13 protein-coding genes are annotated in these 19,619 nt (G+C 77.7%); 6 read left to right on the forward strand and 7 right to left on the reverse strand.

The genetic code is table 11. The annotated features are described in order from the left end of the window. Positions 1-130: 130 nt before the first annotated feature. Entirely contained in the window at positions 131-1,885 is a 1,755-nt protein-coding gene (locus tag ACRYMY_RS07505; protein WP_432546706.1) for a glycoside hydrolase family 13 protein, read from the reverse strand. Positions 1,886-1,976: 91 nt separating this feature from the next. Between ACRYMY_RS07505 and ACRYMY_RS07510 the strand changes: the two genes are divergently transcribed. Continuing rightward, positions 1,977-3,197, forward strand: coding sequence for an ROK family protein (locus ACRYMY_RS07510; RefSeq protein WP_432546645.1), 1,221 nt, complete (start codon positions 1,977-1,979; stop codon positions 3,195-3,197). A gap of 37 nt (positions 3,198-3,234) precedes the next feature. Here ACRYMY_RS07510 and ACRYMY_RS07515 read toward each other — a convergent pair whose 3' ends face one another. The 5 genes from ACRYMY_RS07515 to ACRYMY_RS07535 form a co-directional block, all read right to left on the reverse strand. Then, the gene (locus tag ACRYMY_RS07515; RefSeq protein ID WP_432546646.1) at positions 3,235-5,649 is read right to left on the reverse strand and encodes a SpoIIE family protein phosphatase; all 2,415 of its coding nucleotides are present in this window, start codon (positions 5,647-5,649) and stop codon (positions 3,235-3,237) included. A gap of 179 nt (positions 5,650-5,828) precedes the next feature. Continuing rightward, on the reverse strand, positions 5,829-6,434 hold the full coding sequence (locus tag ACRYMY_RS07520) for a heme oxygenase-like domain-containing protein (protein ID WP_432546647.1): 606 nt from the start codon (positions 6,432-6,434) through the stop codon (positions 5,829-5,831). Continuing rightward, positions 6,431-7,186 (reverse strand): tRNA (guanosine(46)-N7)-methyltransferase TrmB, encoded by a 756-nt coding sequence (gene trmB, locus ACRYMY_RS07525; RefSeq protein WP_432546648.1) that lies wholly within the window; start codon positions 7,184-7,186, stop codon positions 6,431-6,433. The genes ACRYMY_RS07520 and trmB overlap by 4 nt, the downstream gene beginning before the upstream one ends. 64 nt (positions 7,187-7,250) lie before the next feature. Next, a complete protein-coding gene (panB, locus tag ACRYMY_RS07530) occupies positions 7,251-8,078 on the reverse strand; it encodes a 3-methyl-2-oxobutanoate hydroxymethyltransferase (protein WP_432546649.1) in 828 nt (275 codons plus the stop codon). Next, on the reverse strand, positions 8,075-9,874 hold the full coding sequence (locus ACRYMY_RS07535) for an NAD+ synthase (RefSeq protein WP_432546650.1): 1,800 nt from the start codon (positions 9,872-9,874) through the stop codon (positions 8,075-8,077). Before ACRYMY_RS07535 ends, panB begins: the two co-directional genes overlap by 4 nt. Before the next feature lie 198 nt (positions 9,875-10,072). Between ACRYMY_RS07535 and ACRYMY_RS07540 the strand changes: the two genes are divergently transcribed. From ACRYMY_RS07540 to ACRYMY_RS07550, 3 genes are all read left to right on the forward strand, one after another. Next, the gene (locus ACRYMY_RS07540; protein WP_432546651.1) at positions 10,073-11,416 is read left to right on the forward strand and encodes a glutamine synthetase family protein; all 1,344 of its coding nucleotides are present in this window, start codon (positions 10,073-10,075) and stop codon (positions 11,414-11,416) included. A gap of 94 nt (positions 11,417-11,510) precedes the next feature. Beyond that, on the forward strand, positions 11,511-14,681 hold the full coding sequence (locus ACRYMY_RS07545) for a bifunctional [glutamine synthetase] adenylyltransferase/[glutamine synthetase]-adenylyl-L-tyrosine phosphorylase (protein ID WP_432546652.1): 3,171 nt from the start codon (positions 11,511-11,513) through the stop codon (positions 14,679-14,681). A gap of 215 nt (positions 14,682-14,896) precedes the next feature. Next, complete coding sequence (locus ACRYMY_RS07550; protein ID WP_432546653.1) at positions 14,897-15,679, forward strand: LGFP repeat-containing protein; 783 nt, start codon at positions 14,897-14,899, stop codon at positions 15,677-15,679. A 27-nt stretch (positions 15,680-15,706) separates the two neighbouring features. Here ACRYMY_RS07550 and ACRYMY_RS07555 read toward each other — a convergent pair whose 3' ends face one another. Next, positions 15,707-16,522 carry a discoidin domain-containing protein gene (locus ACRYMY_RS07555; RefSeq protein ID WP_432546654.1) on the reverse strand — a complete coding sequence of 272 codons (816 nt, stop codon included), beginning with the start codon at positions 16,520-16,522 and terminating at the stop codon, positions 15,707-15,709. A gap of 271 nt (positions 16,523-16,793) precedes the next feature. On the opposite strand from ACRYMY_RS07555, the gene ACRYMY_RS07560 reads away from it, so the two are divergent. Then, positions 16,794-17,792, forward strand: coding sequence for an acetamidase/formamidase family protein (locus tag ACRYMY_RS07560; RefSeq protein WP_432546655.1), 999 nt, complete (start codon positions 16,794-16,796; stop codon positions 17,790-17,792). 100 nt (positions 17,793-17,892) lie between these two features. Beyond that, complete coding sequence (locus tag ACRYMY_RS07565; RefSeq protein WP_432546656.1) at positions 17,893-19,551, forward strand: SLC13 family permease; 1,659 nt, start codon at positions 17,893-17,895, stop codon at positions 19,549-19,551. The last annotated feature ends 68 nt before the right edge of the window (positions 19,552-19,619 follow it).

Consider the following 19,619-nt stretch of genomic DNA (forward strand, 5'->3'; position numbering starts at 1 on the left):
GGGGGGGGGGGGGGGGGCGGGCCGGGGCGGGGGGGGGCGGGGGGGGGGGGGGGGGGGGGGGGGGGGGGGGGGGGGGGGGGGGGGGGGGGGGGGGGGGGGGCGGCGCCCCCCCCCCCCCCCCCCGCGCCGCTCAGCGGCCGGTGGGCCCCTGCGCGTCCTGCCGCTCGTCCTGCTGCGCGTCCTCGTCCGTGAGCCACGCGGTCGTGCCGGGGGGCAGCGCGCGCCCGTCGAGCGGGCCGCTGGCCAGGACGACCCGGCCGGCGGGCAGCTCGACCGCGCCGTCGCCCAGGTTCGTCACGCACGTCCACCCGCCGGGCCGGGTGAACGCGACGACGCCGTCGCCGGTGCCGTCGACCCAGGTGAGCTCCTCCTCCGTGCGCAGCCGCCGCCGGACCGCGAGGGCCTCGCGGTAGAAGCTCAGCGTGGAGGAGGGGTCGGCCTCCTGCACGTCGGCCGCGAGGCCGGCGAACCACGCCGGCTGCGGCAGGTGGGGGGTGCCGGTGGAGAAGCCGAGGGCCGGCGCCGAGGCCGACCACGGCAGCGGCACGCGGCAGCCGTCGCGGCCCTTCTCGGCGCCGGCCGAGCGCACCCACGTGGGGTCCTGCAGCACGTCGGCGGGCAGGTCGGCGACCTCCGGCAGACCCAGCTCCTCGCCCTGGTACAGGTACGCGCTGCCCGGCAGGGCCAGGACGAAGGCGGTCGCGGCGCGCGCCAGCCGCAGCCCGCGCTCGCGGTCGGGGGCGGGGTCGGTACCGCCGCCCAGCAGCCAGGCCTGCAGGTCGGTGCCCGCCGGCAGCGCGTAGCGGGTGGCGTGGCGCACGACGTCGTGGTTGGACAGCACCCACGTGGAGCTGGCGCCGGACTCGCGCGCCAGGCGCAGGTTGTCCTCGACGACGCGGCGGAACGTCGCCGCGTCCGGGTCGGCCTGCAGCAGGTCGAAGTTGAAGGCCTGCCCCAGGCCCTCGGGGGAGGCGTAGCGGGCGCGGCGGTGGGCGGGCACCCACGCCTCGGCCACGGCGGTGCGCGGCGGGTCGTAGGAGTCGAACAGCTCGCGCCACTCGCGGTAGATCTCGTGGACCTCGTCGCGGTCGGTGAGGCGGTGCGCCCCGTCGGGCAGGTCGTCGGCGGCCAGCTCGGCGGCCGTGGGCAGCGGCAGGGACATGTCCTTGGCCAGCGCGTGGGCGACGTCGACGCGGAAGCCGTCGACCCCGCGGTCGGCCCAGAAGCGCAGGGTCCGCAGGAAGTCCTCGCGCACCTCGCGGTTGGCCCAGTTCCAGTCCGGCTGCTCGGGGGCGAACATGTGCAGGTACCACTCGCCGTCGCCGACGTGCTCCCACGCCGGGCCGCCGAAGACGGCGGTCCAGTCGCTGGGCGGCAGCTCGCCGTGCTCGCCGCGGCCGCGGGCGAAGACGTAGCGGTCGCGCTCGGGGGAGCCGGGCGCGGCGGCCAGCGCCTCGCGGAACCAGCGGTGCTGGTCGGAGGAGTGGTTGGGCACGATGTCGACGACGACCTTGATGCCCGCGCCGTGCAGGGCGGCGACCATCTCGTCGAACTGCTCCAGGGTGCCCAGGCGGGGGTCGACCGCGCGGTGGTCGTCGACGTCGTAGCCGCCGTCGGCCAGCTGCGAGGGGTAGAAGGGGCTGAGCCAGACGGCGTCCACGCCCAGCCGCGCCAGGTGCGGGACGCGCGCGGTGACCCCGGCCAGGTCGCCCAGGCCGTCGCCGTCGGCGTCCGCGAAGCTGCGCGGGTACACCTGGTACACGACGGCCTGGCGCCACCAGGTGGCCGCCGCGTCCCGCCGCCGCTCCTGCGGCCGGTCCTGCGTCGAGCCCTGCGTCGAGCCCTGCGCTGCGGGTGCGGTCCCCGCCTCCAGCACGTCCGTCACTGCCACGTCCCCTCGGTGCGTCGTCATTGATGCGGCGTCTAAATCAAGGCCGTGACTAAAGTAGACGCACAGTCGGGCGAGGAGGTCAAGGGTGACGGTGCGGGCGGACGGGACTAGGGGCGCCGCGGCGGGTGCCGCAGGGGGCGCCGCGAGCACCAGCTCGGTGCGCCGGCTGCGCGAGGAGAACCTGCGCAGCGTGCTGCTGCACGTGTGGGACGCCGGGGGCGGTGCGGGCTCCGGCGCCGTCACCGGCTCGGACCTCATGGCCGCCACCGGCCTGTCGCGCGCCACCGCGCACGCCGTGTGCGAGGAGCTCATCGAGCGCGGCTGGCTGCGCGAGCTGGAGAACGCCCGCGCCTCCGCCGGCTACGTCAAGGGCCGGCCCGCGCGCCGCTACGCCCTGGCCGCGCGCGCCGGGCTCGTCGTCGGCGTCGACGCCGGCGCCCACCGCGTCTGCGCGCGCGTCACCGACCTGCGCGGCACCCCGCTGGGCACCGTCGCCCGGCGCGCCGACCCGGACCACCTGAGCGCCGACCCGGCGGCCCGGCTCGCCGTCCTGCGGACCGCCGCCCTGGACGCGCTGGCGGCGGCCGGTGCCGGCCCGTCCGCCGTCCTGACCGCCGTCGTCGGCGTCCCCGCGCCCGTGGACGCCGACGGCCGCACCACCTTCTCCGGCAACCCCTACTGGGAGTACATGAACCCCGGCATCGCCGTCCACCTCGAGCGCGAGCTGGGCTGGGACGTGGTGGTCGACAACGACGCCAACCTCGCCGCCGTCGCCGAGCACCACCGCGGCGGCGGGCGCGGTGCGCGCAGCCACGTGACCCTGCTGGCCGGGGAGCGCTTCGGCGCCGGCGTCGTGGAGGACGGCCGGCTGCTGCGCGGCGCCCACGGCGGGGTCGGGGAGATGCGCTACCTCGACGTCGTCGAGGGCGTCGGGTCCACCGACGGGATCGCCCGGCTCGTGCGCGAGCGCACCGGCCGCGAGGCCGAGGAGGTCCTCGCGGCGGCCGCCGCGGGCGACGCGGCCGCCGTGGCCGTCACCGAGGAGGTCGGGCAGGTCCTCACCCGCGTCGTCGCGACGCTGGCCAGCCTGCTGGACACCTCCCGCGTCGTCGTCGCCGGCGCCGTGGCCGCCTCCGCCGGGCCCGTCCTCGAGGTCGTGCACCGCGCCCTGCCGCGCTTCGTCGACCCGCCCCGGCCCGAGGTCGTCGCCTCGCGGCTGGGCGCCGACGTCGTCGTGCTCGGCGCCGTCGAGCGCGCCCTGGAGGTGGTGCGCCAGCGCGCCCCCGACCTGCCCCTGCCCCGGTGAGGGGCGGGGTGCCGTCCCCGGGACGGGCCCCGCGCCCTCAGCGGCGGCCGGCCCCCGGCCGGTGAGCGGGGGAACCGCCCCCGCCGTCCCCGCCGTCCTCGAGCGGCCCCGCCCACCGTCCCGGGTGCGGCCGGACGAGCACCAGCGTGGTGTCGTCTCCCGCGTCGCCGTGGACGGCGGTCAGCAGCCGGTCGGCCACGCCGGACATGGGACCGCCGGAGGGCGTGCCCGGCGTGCCCGGCGCCAGACCCGAGACGGCGTCGGCCGCCGCGGCGGCGAGCACGGCGGTGGTCTGGTCCAGCGACGCGTCGCGGCGCTCGACGAGGCCGTCGCTGTACATCAGCAGCACCGCCCCGGCCGGCACCGCGGTGCGGACGCTCTCCCCGGGCACGCCCGTCGCGGGTCCGAACCCCAGCCCGAGCATCGGCCGCGGGGCAGCGGGCAGCGGGCTCGCCCCCGCGGCGCTCACCAGCAGCGGCGTCGGGTGCCCCGCGCTGGCCACCTCCACGACGACCTGGTCCGCGTCGCCCCAGCCGCCGTCCTCCGCGCGCTCCACGACGACGACCACGGCGGTGGCCGTCTGGCTCCCCAGCAGGGTGGCCACGAGCGTGTCCAGGCGGTTCAGCGCGGAGGCGGGGGAGTGGCCCTCCAGCAGGTAGGCGCGCAGCGCGGTGCGCAGCTGGGCCATCGTGGCGGCGGCGTGGACCCCGTGCCCGGCCACGTCCCCCACGACGACGGCCACCCGCCCCGGCGCCAGGGGAAGGACGTCCCACCAGTCCCCGCCCAGCTGACCGCCCTCCGCGGGGTGGTAGCGGGCCAGCAGGTCCACCCCGGGCACCCGCGGCGCCTCGTCGAGCACCACCGCGCGCTGCAGGGACTCGGCGATGGCGATCTGCCCGCGCGAGCGGCCGAGCATGATGCCGGCCACCTGGGCCCGCAGCCGGTCGGCGGTCGTGGCGTGCCAGGGGCGCCACGGGGTGCTGCGCCCGCGCACGACCTCGCGCCACTTCTCGAAGCTCTTGCGCGGGCTGATGCGCACCCGCGGCCCCTCGGCCTCGGCGATCTCCGCGTTGCGGGGGTCACCGCCCCAGTCGACGACGCGCGGCTGCTCCGGGCGCAGCCACAGGAGCCAGCCGTCGCCGTCGAGGCCGACCCGCAGGGCCCCGGCGGCCCGGTCCGCGACCTCGGCCAGCCCCGGGCTGAGCGCGGCGAGGTGGTCGGTGAAGGTGGGGGCGCCGTCGGCGCGGGCCAGCAGGGCGGCGATGCGCTGCAGGGACGCCCACGGCGGTACCCGCCCGCTGGTGAGCAGCCGGTGCCCGTCCCAGGCGGCGACACCACCGGCGTCCAGCAGGTCCGGCAGCCGCCCGTCCCCGACCAGCGTGGCCAGGGGCTCGCGGGCGCTGGCGGCGACGGTGGTCAGGACGTCGGACAGCAGCTCCTGCGCGGCCAGGGCCTCGTCGCGCTCCTGCGAGCGGACGCGCTCCCCGATCAGCTGGGAGGCGGTCTGGGCCAGGAACTCCGCCGCGGAGCGCGCGTCGTAGCCGGGGCGGTGCGGGCCGGAGTAGTGGTGGCAGGCGACCAGCCCCCACAGCCGCCCCTCGACGACGAGGGAGACGGACATCGACGCCGCCACGCCCATGTTGCGCAGGTACTCCAGGTGGATGGGCGAGACGCTGCGCAGCACCGAGTGCGACAGGTCCAGCGGGGCGCCCGTGCCGGGGTCGAGCAGCGGGACCAGCGGGGAGGGGGTGTAGTCCACGTCGGCGATCAGGCGCGTCCAGTTGAGCGTGTACAGCCGGCGGGCCTGGGCGGGGATGTCGCTGGCGGGGTAGTGCAGCCCCAGGAAGGTGTTGAGGTCCTCGCGGCGCTCCTCGGCGACGACCTCGCCGTTCCACTGCGCGTCGAAGCGGTAGACCATCACGCGGTCGAAGCCGGTCAGGGCCCGCACCTCGCGCGCGAGGCCGGCGCAGAGGTCCCTGGTGCCGGAGGTGCCCGCCAGGCGGGTCACCGCGCCGCGGGTGGCGCGGTAGGACACGGGCGCGGCCTGCGGGCCGAGGACCTCCAGCTCCACCACGAGGCGGTCGCCGGAGGCGTGCAGCACCACGTCCACGTCGACCGGCCCGCCGCGCGCGTCGAGGCGCGCGTGCAGGGCCTCGTCCAGGTTGTCCCGGGCGTCGGCGTCCAGCACCCGGGCGGCGAGCTCCTCGCCCACCAGGTCGGCCAGGTGGACGCCGAGGACGTCCTCCGGCGCCCGGCCGAGGAGGTCGGCCGCGTTGGCCGAGGCCACCACCGCGCGGTGCGTGTCGCGCTCGACGGCCAGCAGCGCCCCGTGCGGCTGCACGGCACCGGGGACGTGGATGGGCTCGCGCTCGCACGTGGTGAGGTCCACGGCCGGGTAGGCGGGGGTGAACGACCCGGGCTGCGGCGGCACCCCGGCCGGGGCGGTGGTCACCGGGCACCGCCTCCGGTGAGCGGGCGGGGTTCCGCGGTGGTCCGGGCGACCCGGTGCGGCCGGTGGTTCGACCTGGTGATGACGCGCTCTCCTCGTGGCGGGGACGACCGGGACGGTCGATCGTCAGTACTCATACGGTAACCCTTGGTGATCGTCGGGGCTGACGGCGGCGGGTCCCGTCACCCGCTCCGGACCGCCAGGGGGGACAGCCAGCGCTCGTGGGCGGCGAAGGTCGCGACCGCCGCGGCGACCACCTCCTCGGCGTCCTCCTCGCCGACGGCGCCCAGCGCGGCGGTGGTCGCGCGCCAGCGCCGCCCGCCGCCCGGTCGGCCGGTCAGCGAGGTGCACGCCCCGGCCGGCACCCCCGCGGCCACCGCGGCCCGGGTGATCAGCCGCCCGCCGAGCGTGGAGCCGTCCAGGACGTAGCAGGTCCCCAGCGCCGCGGCCCGGGTGACCGGCAGCGGCGTCCCGGGGCACTCGCGGAGCTCCGCGAGGTCGGCGGCGTCGGTCCCCAGGACCCTCAGGTCGGCCAGCGCGAGGTCCGCGCGGGCGCGGGCGGCCACGTCCAGGGCGGTGGGGTCGGCGGCGGCCCACCCGGCCAGCGCGCGCTCCAGCGGGGCGAGCAGGCCCCACGTCAGCGACAGCCACCGCCGGTGCACGTCCACGTCCCAGGTCCGGCCCGCCGGGTCCAGGCCGGCGTCGAGGCGCCGGTGGGTGGCCGCCGTCGCGGCCCGCACCCGGGCCAGGACCCCGCCCGGGCCGGGGGTGCCTCGCCCGCCCGTCACGCCCGGGCCCCGCGCGGCTGGTGCTCGGCCGGGGCCGGGGCCGGGGCCGGGGCCGGGTGCGGCGGGCGGCGGGCCAGCAGGTCGGTCACCACGTGCCCGCGGGCCAGGCCGCGCGCCTCGAAGCGCGTGCGCGGCCGCCACGGGGGCGGCTCGTGCCGCACCTCCTCCAGCACCAGACCCGGCTCGGCCGCGAGCACCCCGGCCACGCGCTCGGCGTAGGGCTCCCAGTCGGTCGCCACGTGCAGCAGCCCGCCCGGGGCCAGGCGCTCGGCCACCAGTGCCGTGAAGGCGGCGTCGAGCAGTCGGCGCTTGTGGTGGCGCGGCTTGGGCCAGGGGTCGGGGAAGAAGACCCGCACCCCCGCCAGCGAGCCGGGCGCCAGGCGCCGGCGCAGCAGCCGGCGGGCGTCGTCCTCCACGACCCGCACGTGCTCCAGCCCGCGCTCGGCCAGGCCCTGCAGCAGCGCGGCCACCCCGGGGGTGTGCACGTCGGCGGCCAGCAGCCCCGTGCCGGGATCCGCCGCGGCCATCGCCAGCGTCGTCTCGCCCATCCCGAAGCCGACCTCCAGCACCACGGGCGTGCCCGGCCCGAACAGCGCTGCCAGGTCCAGCGGCCCGTCGCCCGCCGGGACGGCGAAGCGCTCCGCGTGCGCGGCCAGCGCCGCCCGGCGCGCGGCGCTCATCCGGCCCCGGCGCAGCTTGTACGAGGGCAGGTCCGCGGGGACCGGGGCCGCGGCGGGACGGGAGGCGCTCACCGGCCCATCATCGGTCACCGGTGCCCGACCCCCGCCCGGGCGCTGGACGGCGGGGGCGCCCGCCTCAGAAGGAGTGCTCGGGCCCCGGGAAGCGCTGCGCGCGCACGTCGTCGGCGTAGGCGCGCGCGGCCTCGCGCAGCGTGCCGCGCAGGTCGGCGTAGTGCTTGACGAACGAGGGCGTGCGCCCGGTCAGGCCGGCGAAGTCCTGCCACACGAGCACCTGCGCGTCGCAGCCGGCGCCCGCGCCGATGCCCACGGTCGGCACGCTCAGCGACTCGCTGACCTCCGTGGCCAGGTCCGCGGGCACCATCTCCAGCACCACCGCGAACGCGCCCGCCTCGGCGACCGCGCGGGCGTCCGCCTGCAGCGCCGAGGCCGCGTCGCCGCGGCCCTGGACGCGGTAGCCGCCCAGCGCGTGCTCGGACTGCGGGGTGAAGCCCACGTGCCCCATCACCGGCACGCCGGCGGCCACCAGCGCCCGCACCCGCGAGGCGCTGCGCACCCCGCCCTCCAGCTTCACCGCGTGCGCGCCGGCCTCCTTGAGGAAGCGCACCCCCGTGGCGACGGCCTGCTCGTCGGAGGCCTCGTAGGAGCCGAACGGCAGGTCGGCCACGACGAGGGCGTGCGGGGCGCCGCGCACCACGGCGCGCGCCATCGGCAGCAGGTCCTCGACCGTCACCGGCAGCGTGCTGGCGTGCCCCAGCACCGTGCCGCCCGCGGAGTCGCCCACGAGCAGGACGGGGATGCCGGCCTCGTCGAAGACCTGCGCGGTGAGGACGTCGTAGCTGGTCAGCATGGCCCAGCGCCGGCCGGCCTCCTTCCACTCGCGCAGGTGGTGCACGCGGGTGCGGCGCCGCGGCGCCGGCTCCTGCCCGTCGCCCGGCCCGCTCACCGCGGCACCTGCACGGACCGCGTGGAGTGCACCGGCCCGCTCACGGTCGCGCTGGCGTCGGCCTCGCGCCAGCGGCTGGAGATGGGCAGGCGGCGGTCGCGGCCGAACGCCTTGAAGGTGATCTTCGTGCCGGGGGCGAACTGGCGCCGCTTCCACTCCGCGCGGTCCACCAGGGTGACCACCGAGTCGACGACCTCCGCGTCGAAGCCCTGCGCCAGCAGTTCCGCCCGGCCCAGGTCGCCCTCGACGTAGTCCTCGAGGACCGCGTCGAGCACCGCGTAGTCCGGCAGGGAGTCCTGGTCGGTCTGCCCGGGCCGCAGCTCCGCCGACGGCGGCTTGGTGATGGTGCTCTCCGGGATGGGGGGCTGCTCGCCGCGGCGCTCGGCGTCGGCGTTGCGCCAGCGCGCCAGTTCCCACACGAGCGTCTTGGGCACGTCCTTCAGCGGCGCGAACCCGCCCACGGAGTCGCCGTACAGCGTCGAGTACCCCACCGCCAGCTCGCTCTTGTTGCTCGTGGCCAGCGTCAGGTGGCCCTCCTGGTTGGCCAGCCCCATGAGGGTCGTGCCGCGCACCCGCGCCTGCAGGTTCTCCTCGGCCACCCCGGTCAGCGGCACGTTGGCCAGGAACGCCTCGACCATCGGCGCGATCGGCTGCACCCGGTGGTGCAGGCCCGTGCGGCGGGCCAGCTCCGCGGCGTCGTCCTGGGAGTGCTGGGAGGAGTACACCGACGGCATCGCGATGCCGTGCACGGCGTCGGCGCCGATCGCGTCGACCGCCAGGGAGGCCACCAGCGCGGAGTCGATCCCGCCGGACAGGCCCAGCACCACCGAGCGGAAGCCGTTCTTGCGCACGTAGTCCCGCAGCCCCAGCACGAGGGCGTGGTGGACGTCCCCCACGTCCGGCAGCGGTTCGCGCAGCTCGGCCGGGCGCGGGTCGTAGGCCGGGACGGGGTCGGCCGAGACGGTCACCCGCGTCACCGCCTCCTCCCACGCCGGCGCGCCGTCGGCCGCGGCCAGCTCCAGGTCGGTCACCAGCAGGTGCTCGGTGAACTGCGGCCCGCGGGCCAGCACGCCGCCGTCGGGGGCGACCACCAGCGAGTCGCCGTCGAAGACCAGCTCGTCCTGCCCGCCCACGGCGTTGACGTAGGCGATGGGGCAGCCGGCCTCGCGGGCGCGGCGGGCCACCAGCTCCAGCCGCACGTCGTCCTTGTCGCGCTCGTACGGGGAGGCGTTGACGACCGCGAGCAGGCCCGCGCCGGCCTCCGCGGCCTGGCGCACCGGCCCGCCGTCCTGCCACAGGTCCTCGCAGATGGCCACGGCCACGTCCACCCCGCGCACCCGCACCACCAGCAGCTCGTCGCCGGGCACGAAGATGCGGTACTCGTCGAAGACGCCGTAGTTGGGCAGGTGGTGCTTGGCGTAGCGGGCCACCACCCGCCCGCCGTGCAGGACGGCCGCGCAGTTCTGCGGCAGCCCCCGCGGGCGGCCCGCGCCCGCCGGGCGGGTGTCGCGCGGGGCCCGGTCCACGTAGCCGACGACGACCGGGACGTCCCCGTTGCCGTCGTCGGCGATCTCGGCGGCCAGCCGGCCCAGCGCCTGGCGCGAGGCCTCCACGAACGAGCTGCGCAGCGCCAGGTCCTCCACCGGGTAGCCGGTGACGGCCGTCTCGGGGAACAGGACCAGGTGCGCGCCGTCGGCCGCGGCGCGCGCCGTCCACTCCCGCACCGTCCGGACGTTGCCGGCGAGGTCGCCGACCGTGGTGTCGACCTGCGCCATGGCCACCCGCAGCTGAGGCATGCCCGGCAGCCTAGTCAGGCCACCCCGTCAGCCCGCCCCGTCGTCCCGCCCCGCGCGCCCGGCGCGCGAGGCGGCGGCGGCGCGTGCGGGTGCGGTCCGCCCGGGCCCGTGCGCCAGGATGGGGCCGAGACCTGGCCGGGACCGCGCCGGGACCGGACGGCGCCAGCGGGCGCCGCGCACGTCGACGGGAGAGCTGCCATGGACCGCCAGCAGGAGTTCGTGCTGCGCACGCTGGAGGAGCGCGACATCCGCTTCGTGCGGCTGTGGTTCACCGACGTCATCGGGACGCTGAAGTCGGTGGCCATCGCCCCGGCCGAGCTGGAGAGCGCCTTCGGCGAGGGCATCGGCTTCGACGGCTCCGCGATCGAGGGCCTCTCGCGCGTGTCCGAGTCGGACATGCTGCTCAAGCCCGAGCCGTCCACCTTCCAGGTGCTGCCCTGGCGCAACGACGACGAGCACCGCGGCACGGCGCGCATCTTCTGCGACATCCTCACCCCGGACGGGCAGCCGGCCCGCTCGGACCCGCGCAACGTCCTCAAGCGCGCCCTGGACCGGGCCGCGCAGAGCGGCTACACCTTCTACACGCACCCCGAGATCGAGTTCTACCTCTTCCGGGGCCCCCTGGAGCGCGGCGCGGCGCCCGAGCCGGTGGACTACGTCGGCTACTTCGACAACTTCCCCGGCGGCACCACCCACGACTTCCGCCGCAGCGCCATCTCGGTGCTGGAGAGCATGGGCATCTCGGTGGAGTTCAGCCACCACGAGGGCGGGCCGGGGCAGAACGAGATCGACCTGCGCTACGCCGACGCCCTGGCCACCGCGGACAACATCATGACGTTCCGCACGGTCATCAAGGAGGTGGCCGGCGAGATGGGGCTGTACGCGAGCTTCATGCCCAAGCCGCTGGCGGGCGAGCCCGGCTCCGGGATGCACACCCACCTGTCCCTGTTCGACGGCGACGCCAACGCCTTCTACGAGCCGGGCGCCGAGTACCAGCTGTCCACGACCGGCCGGCAGTTCATCGCCGGTCTGCTGCGCCACGCCCCCGAGATCACCGCCGTCACCAACCAGTTCGTCAACTCCTACAAGCGCCTGTGGTCCGGCGGGGAGGCGCCCAGCTACATCTGCTGGGGCCACAACAACCGCTCCGCGCTGGTGCGCGTGCCGATGTACAAGCCCAGCAAGGGGCAGTCGGTGCGGGTGGAGTACCGCGCGCTGGACTCCGCGGCCAACCCCTACCTGGCGTACGCGCTGCTGCTGACCGCGGGCCTGAAGGGCATCGAGGAGGGCTACGAGCTGCCCGACGGCGCCGAGGACGACGTGTGGTCGCTCACCGACGCCGAGCGGCGCGCGATGGGCATCGAGCCGCTGCCGCAGAGCCTGGACCACGCCGTGTCGATCATGGAGCGCTCCGAGCTGGTCGCCGAGGCCCTCGGCGAGGGCGTCTTCGACTTCTTCCTGCGCAACAAGCGCCAGGAGTGGCACGACTACCGCTCGCAGGTGACGCCGTTCGAGCTGCAGCGGTACCTGCCGCTGCTCTGAGGACGACCGCCAGCCCCGGGGGCGCGGTCCCCGGGACCCGGTGGGCGGCCGGCGCCGCTCGCGCCGGCCGCCCCGCGCGAGGAGGGTGAGCCCCGTGACCCCGCCCAGCCCCACGCCCGGCTCCCCGGCCCAGCGCACCGGCGGCCGGCGCACCAGCGTCCTGGCGCTGCTGGCCCGCGCCGGCTTCGACGACCCGCGCCGGGCCGTGCGCCTGCTGCGCGACCCCGCCCTGCGCGACGTCGTGCCGCCGCTGGACGACGTGCCCGACGACGAGGCCCTCGTCCCCGACGAGCGCACCGCCGCCCTGCTGCGGGCGCTGGGGCGCACCGCCGACCCCGACCAGGGGCTGCTGGGCCTGGTCCGCTTCGCCGAGGCCGTGCGCGCCGGCGGCGGGGACCCGGAGCTGCTGCACCTGCTGCCCGGGCCCGGCGGCGGGGGTCCGGGCGCGCCGCCGGCCGGGAGGGCCCCCGAGGACGTCGACGGCACCCGGGAGCGGCTGCTGGCCGTCCTCGGCGGGTCCGTCGCCCTCACCGACCACCTCGTGCGCCACCCGGCGCACTGGCGCGCGCTCACCTCCGGCGGGCCCACCGGCGCCGCCGCCGCCCGCGCCGAGCTGCTGCGCGCCGTGGGCGCCGACCCGGACGCCGACGTCCCCGTCGCCGGGGCGGGCCCGGTGCACGAGGGCCTCGAGGCCGGCGACGCCCTGCGGGTGGCCTACCGCCGGCGCCTGCTGGCCCTGGCCGGGCGCGACCTGGCCGCGCCCGAGCCGACGGCCGTGCTGCACTCGGTGGCCGCCGAGCTGGCCGACCTGGCCGCCGCCGCCCTCGACGCCGCCCTGGCCGTCACGCGCGCCGACCTGCCCGACCACGGGCGTGCCGCCCGCCTGGCCGTCATCGGCATGGGCAAGACCGGCGGCCGGGAGCTGAACTACCTGTCCGACGTCGACGTCGTCCACGTCGTCGAGCCCGCCGACGGCGCCAGCGAGGCCGAGGCGCTGGAGGTGGGCACCCGGCTGGCCGCCGGCCTGGCCAGGGTGTGCTCGGCGCCCACCGGGGAGGGCGCCCTGTGGGAGGTCGACGCCGCCCTGCGCCCGGAGGGCAAGGCCGGCCCGCTCGTGCGCACCCTGGCCAGCCACCTGGAGTACTACCGGCGCTGGGCCCGCACGTGGGAGTTCCAGGCCCTGCTCAAGGCGCGGCCCGTCGCCGGGGACGCCGCCCTGGGGCGCGCCTACCTGGAGGGCGTCGCGGACTTCGTGTGGGCCGCGCCCGGCCGGGAGGGGTTCGTCGAGGACGTGCAGGCCATGCGCCGGCGCGTGGAGGCGCACATCCCCGCCCGCGACGCGGACCGCCAGCTGAAGCTGGGCAGCGGCGGCCTGCGCGACGTGGAGTTCTCCATCCAGCTGCTGCAGATGGTCCACGGCCGCACCGACGAGCGGCTGCGCCAGAGCTCGAACACCCTGGAGGCCCTCGACGCGCTGGCCGCGTTCGGCTACGTCGGGCGCCACGACGCCGGCGAGCTGGACCGCGACTACCGGCTGCTGCGCTCCCTGGAGCACCGCATCCAGGTGCACCGGCTGCGGCGCACCCACGTCGTGCCCACCGCGAGCGCCGACCGCCGCCGGCTGGGGCGCGCGCTGCGGCTGCCCGGCGACCCCGAGGAGGGCCTGGACCGCCTGTGGCGGGCCACCCGCCGCGACGTGCGGCGCCTGCACGAGAAGCTCTTCTACCGCCCGCTGGTCTCCGCGGTGGCGCGGCTGGCGCCCGAGGACGCCCGCCTGGACGCCCGCCTGAGCCCGGAGGCGGCCCGCGAGCGCCTGGCCGCCCTCGGCTACCGCGACCCGGCCGGCGCGCTGCGCCACCTGGAGGCGCTGACCGCCGGCGTCAGCCGCCGCGCCAGCATCCAGAAGACCCTGCTGCCGGTCATGCTCGCCTGGCTGGCCGACGGTGCCGACCCCGACGCGGGACTGCTGGCCTTCCGGCAGGTCTCCGAGGCGCTCGCCGGCGCCCACTGGTACCTGACGATGCTGCGCGACAGCGGCGCGGCCGCCGAACGCCTGGCCTACGTGCTGTCGGCGGCGCGCACGCCCGCGGACCTGCTGCTGCGCAGCCCCGAGGCGGTGGCCGTCCTCGCCGACGACGAGCGCCTGGCCCCCTACGACGTCGCCGACGTCCTGGAGGCCGCCGAGGCCGCCGCCCAGCGCCGCCCCGACGCCGGGTCGGCGGTGGCCGCCGCGCGCGGCGTGCGCCGGCGCGAGCTGTTCCGCACCGTGGTGGCCGACCTCGTCGGCGTGCGCGACCTCGCCGGGGTGGGCGCCGCGCTGGCCGACGCCGACCAGGCCGTGCTGGAGGTGGCGCTGCGGGTCGCGGTCGCGGAGGTCCAGCGGCGCAGCGGGCAGGACGTGCCCACCCGCCTGCTCGTCGTCGGGATGGGCCGCCTGGGCGGGCGCGAGACCGGCTACGGCAGCGACGCCGACGTGCTGTTCGTGCACCGGCCGCTGCCGGGCGCCGACGCCACGCAGGCGCAGAAGGCGGCGCTGGAGGTCGTGGGGGAGCTGCGCCGCCAGCTGGCCGCGGCCGGTCCCGAACCGGCGCTGGAGGTGGACGCCGACCTGCGCCCCGAGGGCCGCAACGGGCCGCTGGTGCGCTCGCTGGAGTCCTACCGGGCCTACTACGCGCGCTGGTCGCAGCCGTGGGAGGCGCAGGCGCTGCTGCGGGCGCGCCCCGTGGCCGGCGACATGGACCTCGGGGAGGAGTTCCTGGCGCTGGTCGACCCGCTGCGCTGGCCCGCGGGCGGGCTGTCGGAGGCCGACGTGCGCGAGGTGCGCCGGATCAAGGCGCGGGTGGAGTCCGAGCGGCTGCCGCGCGGCGCCGACCCGCACCGCCACCTCAAGCTGGGCCGCGGCGGCACCTCCGACGTGGAGTGGACCGCGCAGCTGCTGCAGCTGCGCGGCGCGGGCGACCACGAGGCGCTGCGCACCACCTCCACGCGCGCCGCCCTGGCCGGGGCGGTGCGCGCCGGGCTGCTGGAGGCCGAGGACCACGAGGTGCTGCTGAGCGCGTGGGAGCTGGCCACCCGCGCCCGCAACGCCGTCGCCCTGTGGCGGGGCAAGCCGGGCGACTCCCTGCCCACCACGCGCCGCGACCTGGACGGCGTGGCACGGTTGTTCGGCTTCGAGCCGGGCGCGGCCGCGGAGTTCGAGGAGCTGTACCTGCGCACCACGCGGCGGGCGCGGGGGGTCGTCGAGCGCGTCCTGTACGGGCGCTGACGACGGGTCCCGACGACGGGCCGGGGTGCGCACGTCCCCCGCGCCACGTCGGCGCGCGGGGCGCCGGACCTGAGCGCCCGGTGCGGAACGTCACCGGTTCGTGACCGGCGCGAGGCGCGGGCGTAACGCGGGAGGCCCGCGCGGCGATGGAGCCACCGCGTGCCGCGGCCGGCGGCGCGCGCGGGACAGACCCGCCGACCGCGAGGAGGACCCGCATGGGCCGCACCCGCCGATCCGCACGACGGGCGTCCGCCGCCGCCGTCGTCACCGCCGCCGTCCTGGGGAGCGGCCTGCTGGGCGCCGCCCCCGCGGGCGCGGCGACCCGCGACTACCCGTGCGGGGCGGGCACCTGCACCGTGCGCGGTGCCGTGCTCGACAAGTACGACTCCCTGGGCGCCGAGCGCAGCCGCCTCGGCCCGCCCGTGACGAGCGAGGCGCTGCTGCCCGCCGGCGCGTTCAGCGTCTTCCGCGGCGGCTCGATCTACTGGACGCACGACACGGGCGCGCACGTCGTCGAGGGCCGGATCCGCGACCGCTGGGGGTCGCTGGGCTGGGAGGGCGGCGTCCTCGGCTGGCCGACCACCGACGAGATCCCGATCCGCGGCGGCGTCGTGCAGAAGTTCACCGGCGGGCTGGTCTACTTCAGCCCCGCCACGGGCGCCCGGGAGGTGCGCGGCGCGATCCTGGAGCGCTACGGCGCCACCCGCAACGAGAACGGCGAGCTCGGCTACCCCGTCAGCGGCGAGAACCGCCTGCCCGGCGGCGCGTTCACCGAGTTCCAGGGCGGGTCGATCTACTGGTCCCCGCGCACCGGCGCGCACGTCGTCAAGGGCTTCATCCGGGAGTGGTGGGTCTTCGGCGCGGGCGCCGAGGGCGGCTGGCTGGGCTACCCGCGCACGGGGGAGTACCCCGTCCCGGGCGGCGTGCAGCAGGACTTCGAGGGCGGGCAGGTGCGCTACATCCTCGGCGACGACCGGATCCAGTTCCGCCGCTGGTGAGGTCCGCCGGCGGGCTCGCGGCCCGGCTCACGGGCCGGCGAGGTGGACCTCGCCGAGCGCCGTGCGGTCCGGGGCGCCCGCCGGGGCGGCGCTGGTGCCGGTGAGCACCAGCGTCACCTCGCGCACCTCGACCGGCGCCACCTCCAGCAGCTGCACCCCGCGCTCGCCGTCGGTCAGGAGCTGCCGGACGGCGGGCCCGCCGTCGAAGGACCACGCGACCTCCAGCACCCGGCGGTTCTGCGGGTAGCGGTCGGTGCCGTCGTGCGGGTCGGTCTTGGCCAGGCCGTTGACGAGGCCGACCCGCGCGAGGCGCTGCGGGGACTCGAAGCGGAACGTCAGCGCCTCGCCGGCGGCGTCGCCGTCGGCGCGCCAGGCGGTCGAGGGGTCGCCGTCCAGGAGGTTGGCCGCCGCGTAGCGGGTGCGGCCGCCGCCCGCGTCGACGCTGTCGGGCGAGGTGCGCGGCGCGGTCGCGGTGGCCAGCTCGCGCAGCGGGACGGGCGGGCTCGACGGCCTCGGCGGGGCGGGCGCCGCCACCACCCGCGCGGGAGTCGTCGCGGGAGTCGTCGGGGGGGTCCCCGCCGCGGCGGGTGGTGCGGCGGGCGCGTCGGTCCCGGTGGCGGTGGCGGTGGCGTCGCCGGCGGCGCCCGCCCGGGCCAGCGACCACAGCGACACGACCGCCGCCGCGGCGACCGCGGTGGCGGCCAGCGCCAGCACGGGCCCGGCCCGGGAGACCCGGCGCGCCGCGGGCTCGGGCGCGGCCGGTGCGGGAGCCGCGGGGGCGCCGGTCCGGGCGCTCCCGGGCGCGTGGCCGCACGTCCAGCAGAACCGGTCGTCGGGGCGCATCGCGGCCCGGCAGGCCCGACAGGTGCGCGAGCGCGCGCGCCGCGGCGCGGACGCCGTGGAGCTCGGGGTCCCGGGTGCTCCGGGGGTCCCGGGCGGACCCGGGGGTCCGGGGGAGGGCGGGGACGTCGGCACGGGGCACCACCGGGTTCGGCAGGGGGCGGGTGCGCCGCACAGTAGCGGCGGTGATCGCCGCGCGGCGAGGGCGGTCACCGGGGCGCGCTCGGGGACCGGCGCGGTAGGAAGGGGGTCCCCGAGCGGTCCTGGAGGTGCCGTGGACGTCGTGAGCGTCGAGCCGACCCCCGAGCAGTACGCGTGGACGTTCGGCGGGGCGCCGCCGCTGCGCACGGTCCGGCCGGGCACCGTGCTGGACCTGTGGAGCGACGACGCCTTCTGCGGGCGGCTGCGCTCGACGGCCGACCTGGCCTCCGCCCGCCTGGACATGCCGTACGTCAACCCGCAGACGGGCCCCTTCGCCGTCGAGGGCGCCGAGCCGGGCGACACGCTCGTGCTGCACCTGGTCTCGGTCGAGCCGGCCCGCTCGTGGGGCGCCTCGGCGCTCATCCCCTCCTTCGGCGGTCTGACGAGCACCGACCGCACCGCGACCCTGCAGGACCCGCTGCCGGAGCGGACGTGGATCTACCAGCTGGACCGCGACGCCCGCACGGTCGCCTTCGAGTCCGCCGACGGCCGCGTCAGCGTCCCGCTGCCGCTGGAACCGATGCTCGGCACCGTCGGCGTCGCCCCCGCCGCCGGGGAGGTCCGCAGCTCGCTCGTGCCGGACGTCTTCGGCGGCAACATGGACTGCCCCGACGTGCGCGCCGGCACGACGGTGTACCTGCGGGTCAACGTGCCCGGGGCGCTGTTCTCGGTCGGGGACGGGCACTACCGGCAGGGGGAGGGCGAGTCGTGCGGCACCGCCGTGGAGGGCGCCGTGCGCACCCGCCTGGTCGTGGAGCTGCTGAAGGGCGGCGGCCCGGCGTGGCCGCGCCTGGAGGACGACGAGCACCTCGCGGTCGTCGGCAGCGGCCGGCCCCTGGAGGACGCCTGGCGCGCCGGGCAGGTCGACGCCGTGCACTGGCTGGCGCAGCTGACCGGCCTGGACCGCCTCGACGCCTACCAGCTGCTCTCGCAGACCAGCCGGGTGCCGCTGGCCAACGTCGTCGACGCCGCCTACAGCGTCCAGACGCGGCTGCCCAAGCGGCTGCTGCCGCCCGTGGAGGCCTACGGCGGGGTGCACCGGCACCTGCGGGCGCTCGCCGCGGGCCTCTGACACGCACCCCCGGGCGCGGCGGGTGTGCCCCGTGCCCCGGACTGCGCCACCATGGGCCAGCCCCACGATCACCGGCTCGACGGAGAGCGAGGACCCGAGGATGAGCACCGAGGACGCCGCCCGGCCGGCCGCCGGCCGCGGCACGGGCACCGGCGCGCGCGACGACCTGCCCCGCGTGGAGCGGTCCGGCCCGCAGGTCTCCCCGCCGCCGGGCGACCGCGGTGAGGAGGTCGCCGGTGCCGGGCCCGGCGAGCGGGACGCGCCGCCGAAGCCCGGGCGGGCGCGCCGGCAGTGGATCGGCCTGGCGCTGGGCCCGCTGCTCGGCGCGCTCCTGTACCTCGTCCTGCCCGACGGCGGCGGGCTGACGCCCGAGGCGCGGATCACCGCGGCGCTCGTGGTCCTGGTGGCCGTGTGGTGGATGACCGAGGCGCTGCCGCTGGCCGCCACGGCCCTCGTCCCGATCGTCGTCTTCCCCCTCGCCGGGGTCGTCGAGACCGGCACCGCCACGGCCGCCTACGGCGAGCCGACCGTCTTCCTGTTCCTGGGCGGGTTCGCGATCGCCCTGGCGATGCAGCGCTGGAACCTGCACCAGCGCATCGCGCTGGTCACCGTGCGCGCCATCGGCACCAAGCCGACCCGGCTGGTGCTGGGGATCATGGTGGCCACGGCGTTCCTGTCGATGTGGGTTTCCAACACCGCGACCGCGCTGATGATGGTGCCGATCGGCATCAGCGTCCTGGCGCTCATCGACCGCGAGGCCGGCGGCACCCTGTCGCGCGAGGACGTGCAGCACTTCGGTGCCGGGCTGATGCTCGCGATCGCCTACGCGGCCACGATCGGGGGCCTGGGCACGCTGGTCGGCAGCCCCCCGAACCTCATCCTGGCCGGGCTGGTGCAGTCGACCCTCGACGTGGAGGTCAGCTTCGCGGCGTGGATGGCGGTGGGCGTGCCGGTGGCCGTCGTCCTGCTGGTGCTGGCCTGGCTGCTGCTGACCCGGGTGCAGTACCGGCCGCGGATCGGCGAGATCGCCGGCGGCCGGGAGACCATCAGCGCCGAGCTGGGCAAGCTGGGGCGGATGTCGGCGGGGGAGTGGACCGTCGCCGTCGTCTTCGCGCTCACGGCGCTGCTGTGGGTGTTCCGCCAGCCGCTGGGGGACTGGACGGCGCTGACGGGCGCGCTGCCGTTCGTGGGACGCCTGTCCGACGCCGGCATCGCCATCGCCGCGCTCGTGGCGCTGTTCCTGGTGCCCGTGCGCGGGCAGCGCGGCCGCGCCGCCCTGGACTGGGGCACCCTGCAGAAGGGCGTGCCCTGGGGCGTGCTGCTGCTGTTCGGCGGCGGGCTGTCGATGGCCGCCGCCATCCAGGAGAGCGGGCTCGACGAGTACATCGGTCAGCAGTTCAGCGGCCTGTCCGTCCTGCCCGTCGTGCTGCTCATCGCCGCCGTCGCCCTGGGCATCCTGGCGCTGACGGAGCTGACGTCCAACACGGCCACGGCCGCGACGTTCCTGCCCGTGCTGGCCGGGATCGCCGGTGGCATCGGGATCGACCCGCTGCTGCTGCTGGTGCCCGCCGCGATGGCGGCCACCTGCTCGTTCATGCTGCCGGTGGGCACCCCGCCCAACGCCATCGTCTTCGGCACCGGCCGCGTCACGATGGGGCAGATGATCCGCAGCGGCGTCTGGCTCAACCTGGCCGCCGTCGTGGTGCTCACGGCCGGCATCTACGCCCTCGGCCCCTGGGCGCTGGGCATCGCCTTCTGAGGTCCGCCCGCGGGCACCACGCACGACGGAGGCCGCCGGCACCACCGCCCGTGGGGGCGGGGTGCCGG

Origin of the sequence: Kineococcus haloalkalitolerans (genome assembly GCF_050871905.1) — a bacterium.
In the GTDB taxonomy this organism is placed as follows: Bacteria; Actinomycetota; Actinomycetes; order Actinomycetales; family Kineococcaceae; genus Kineococcus.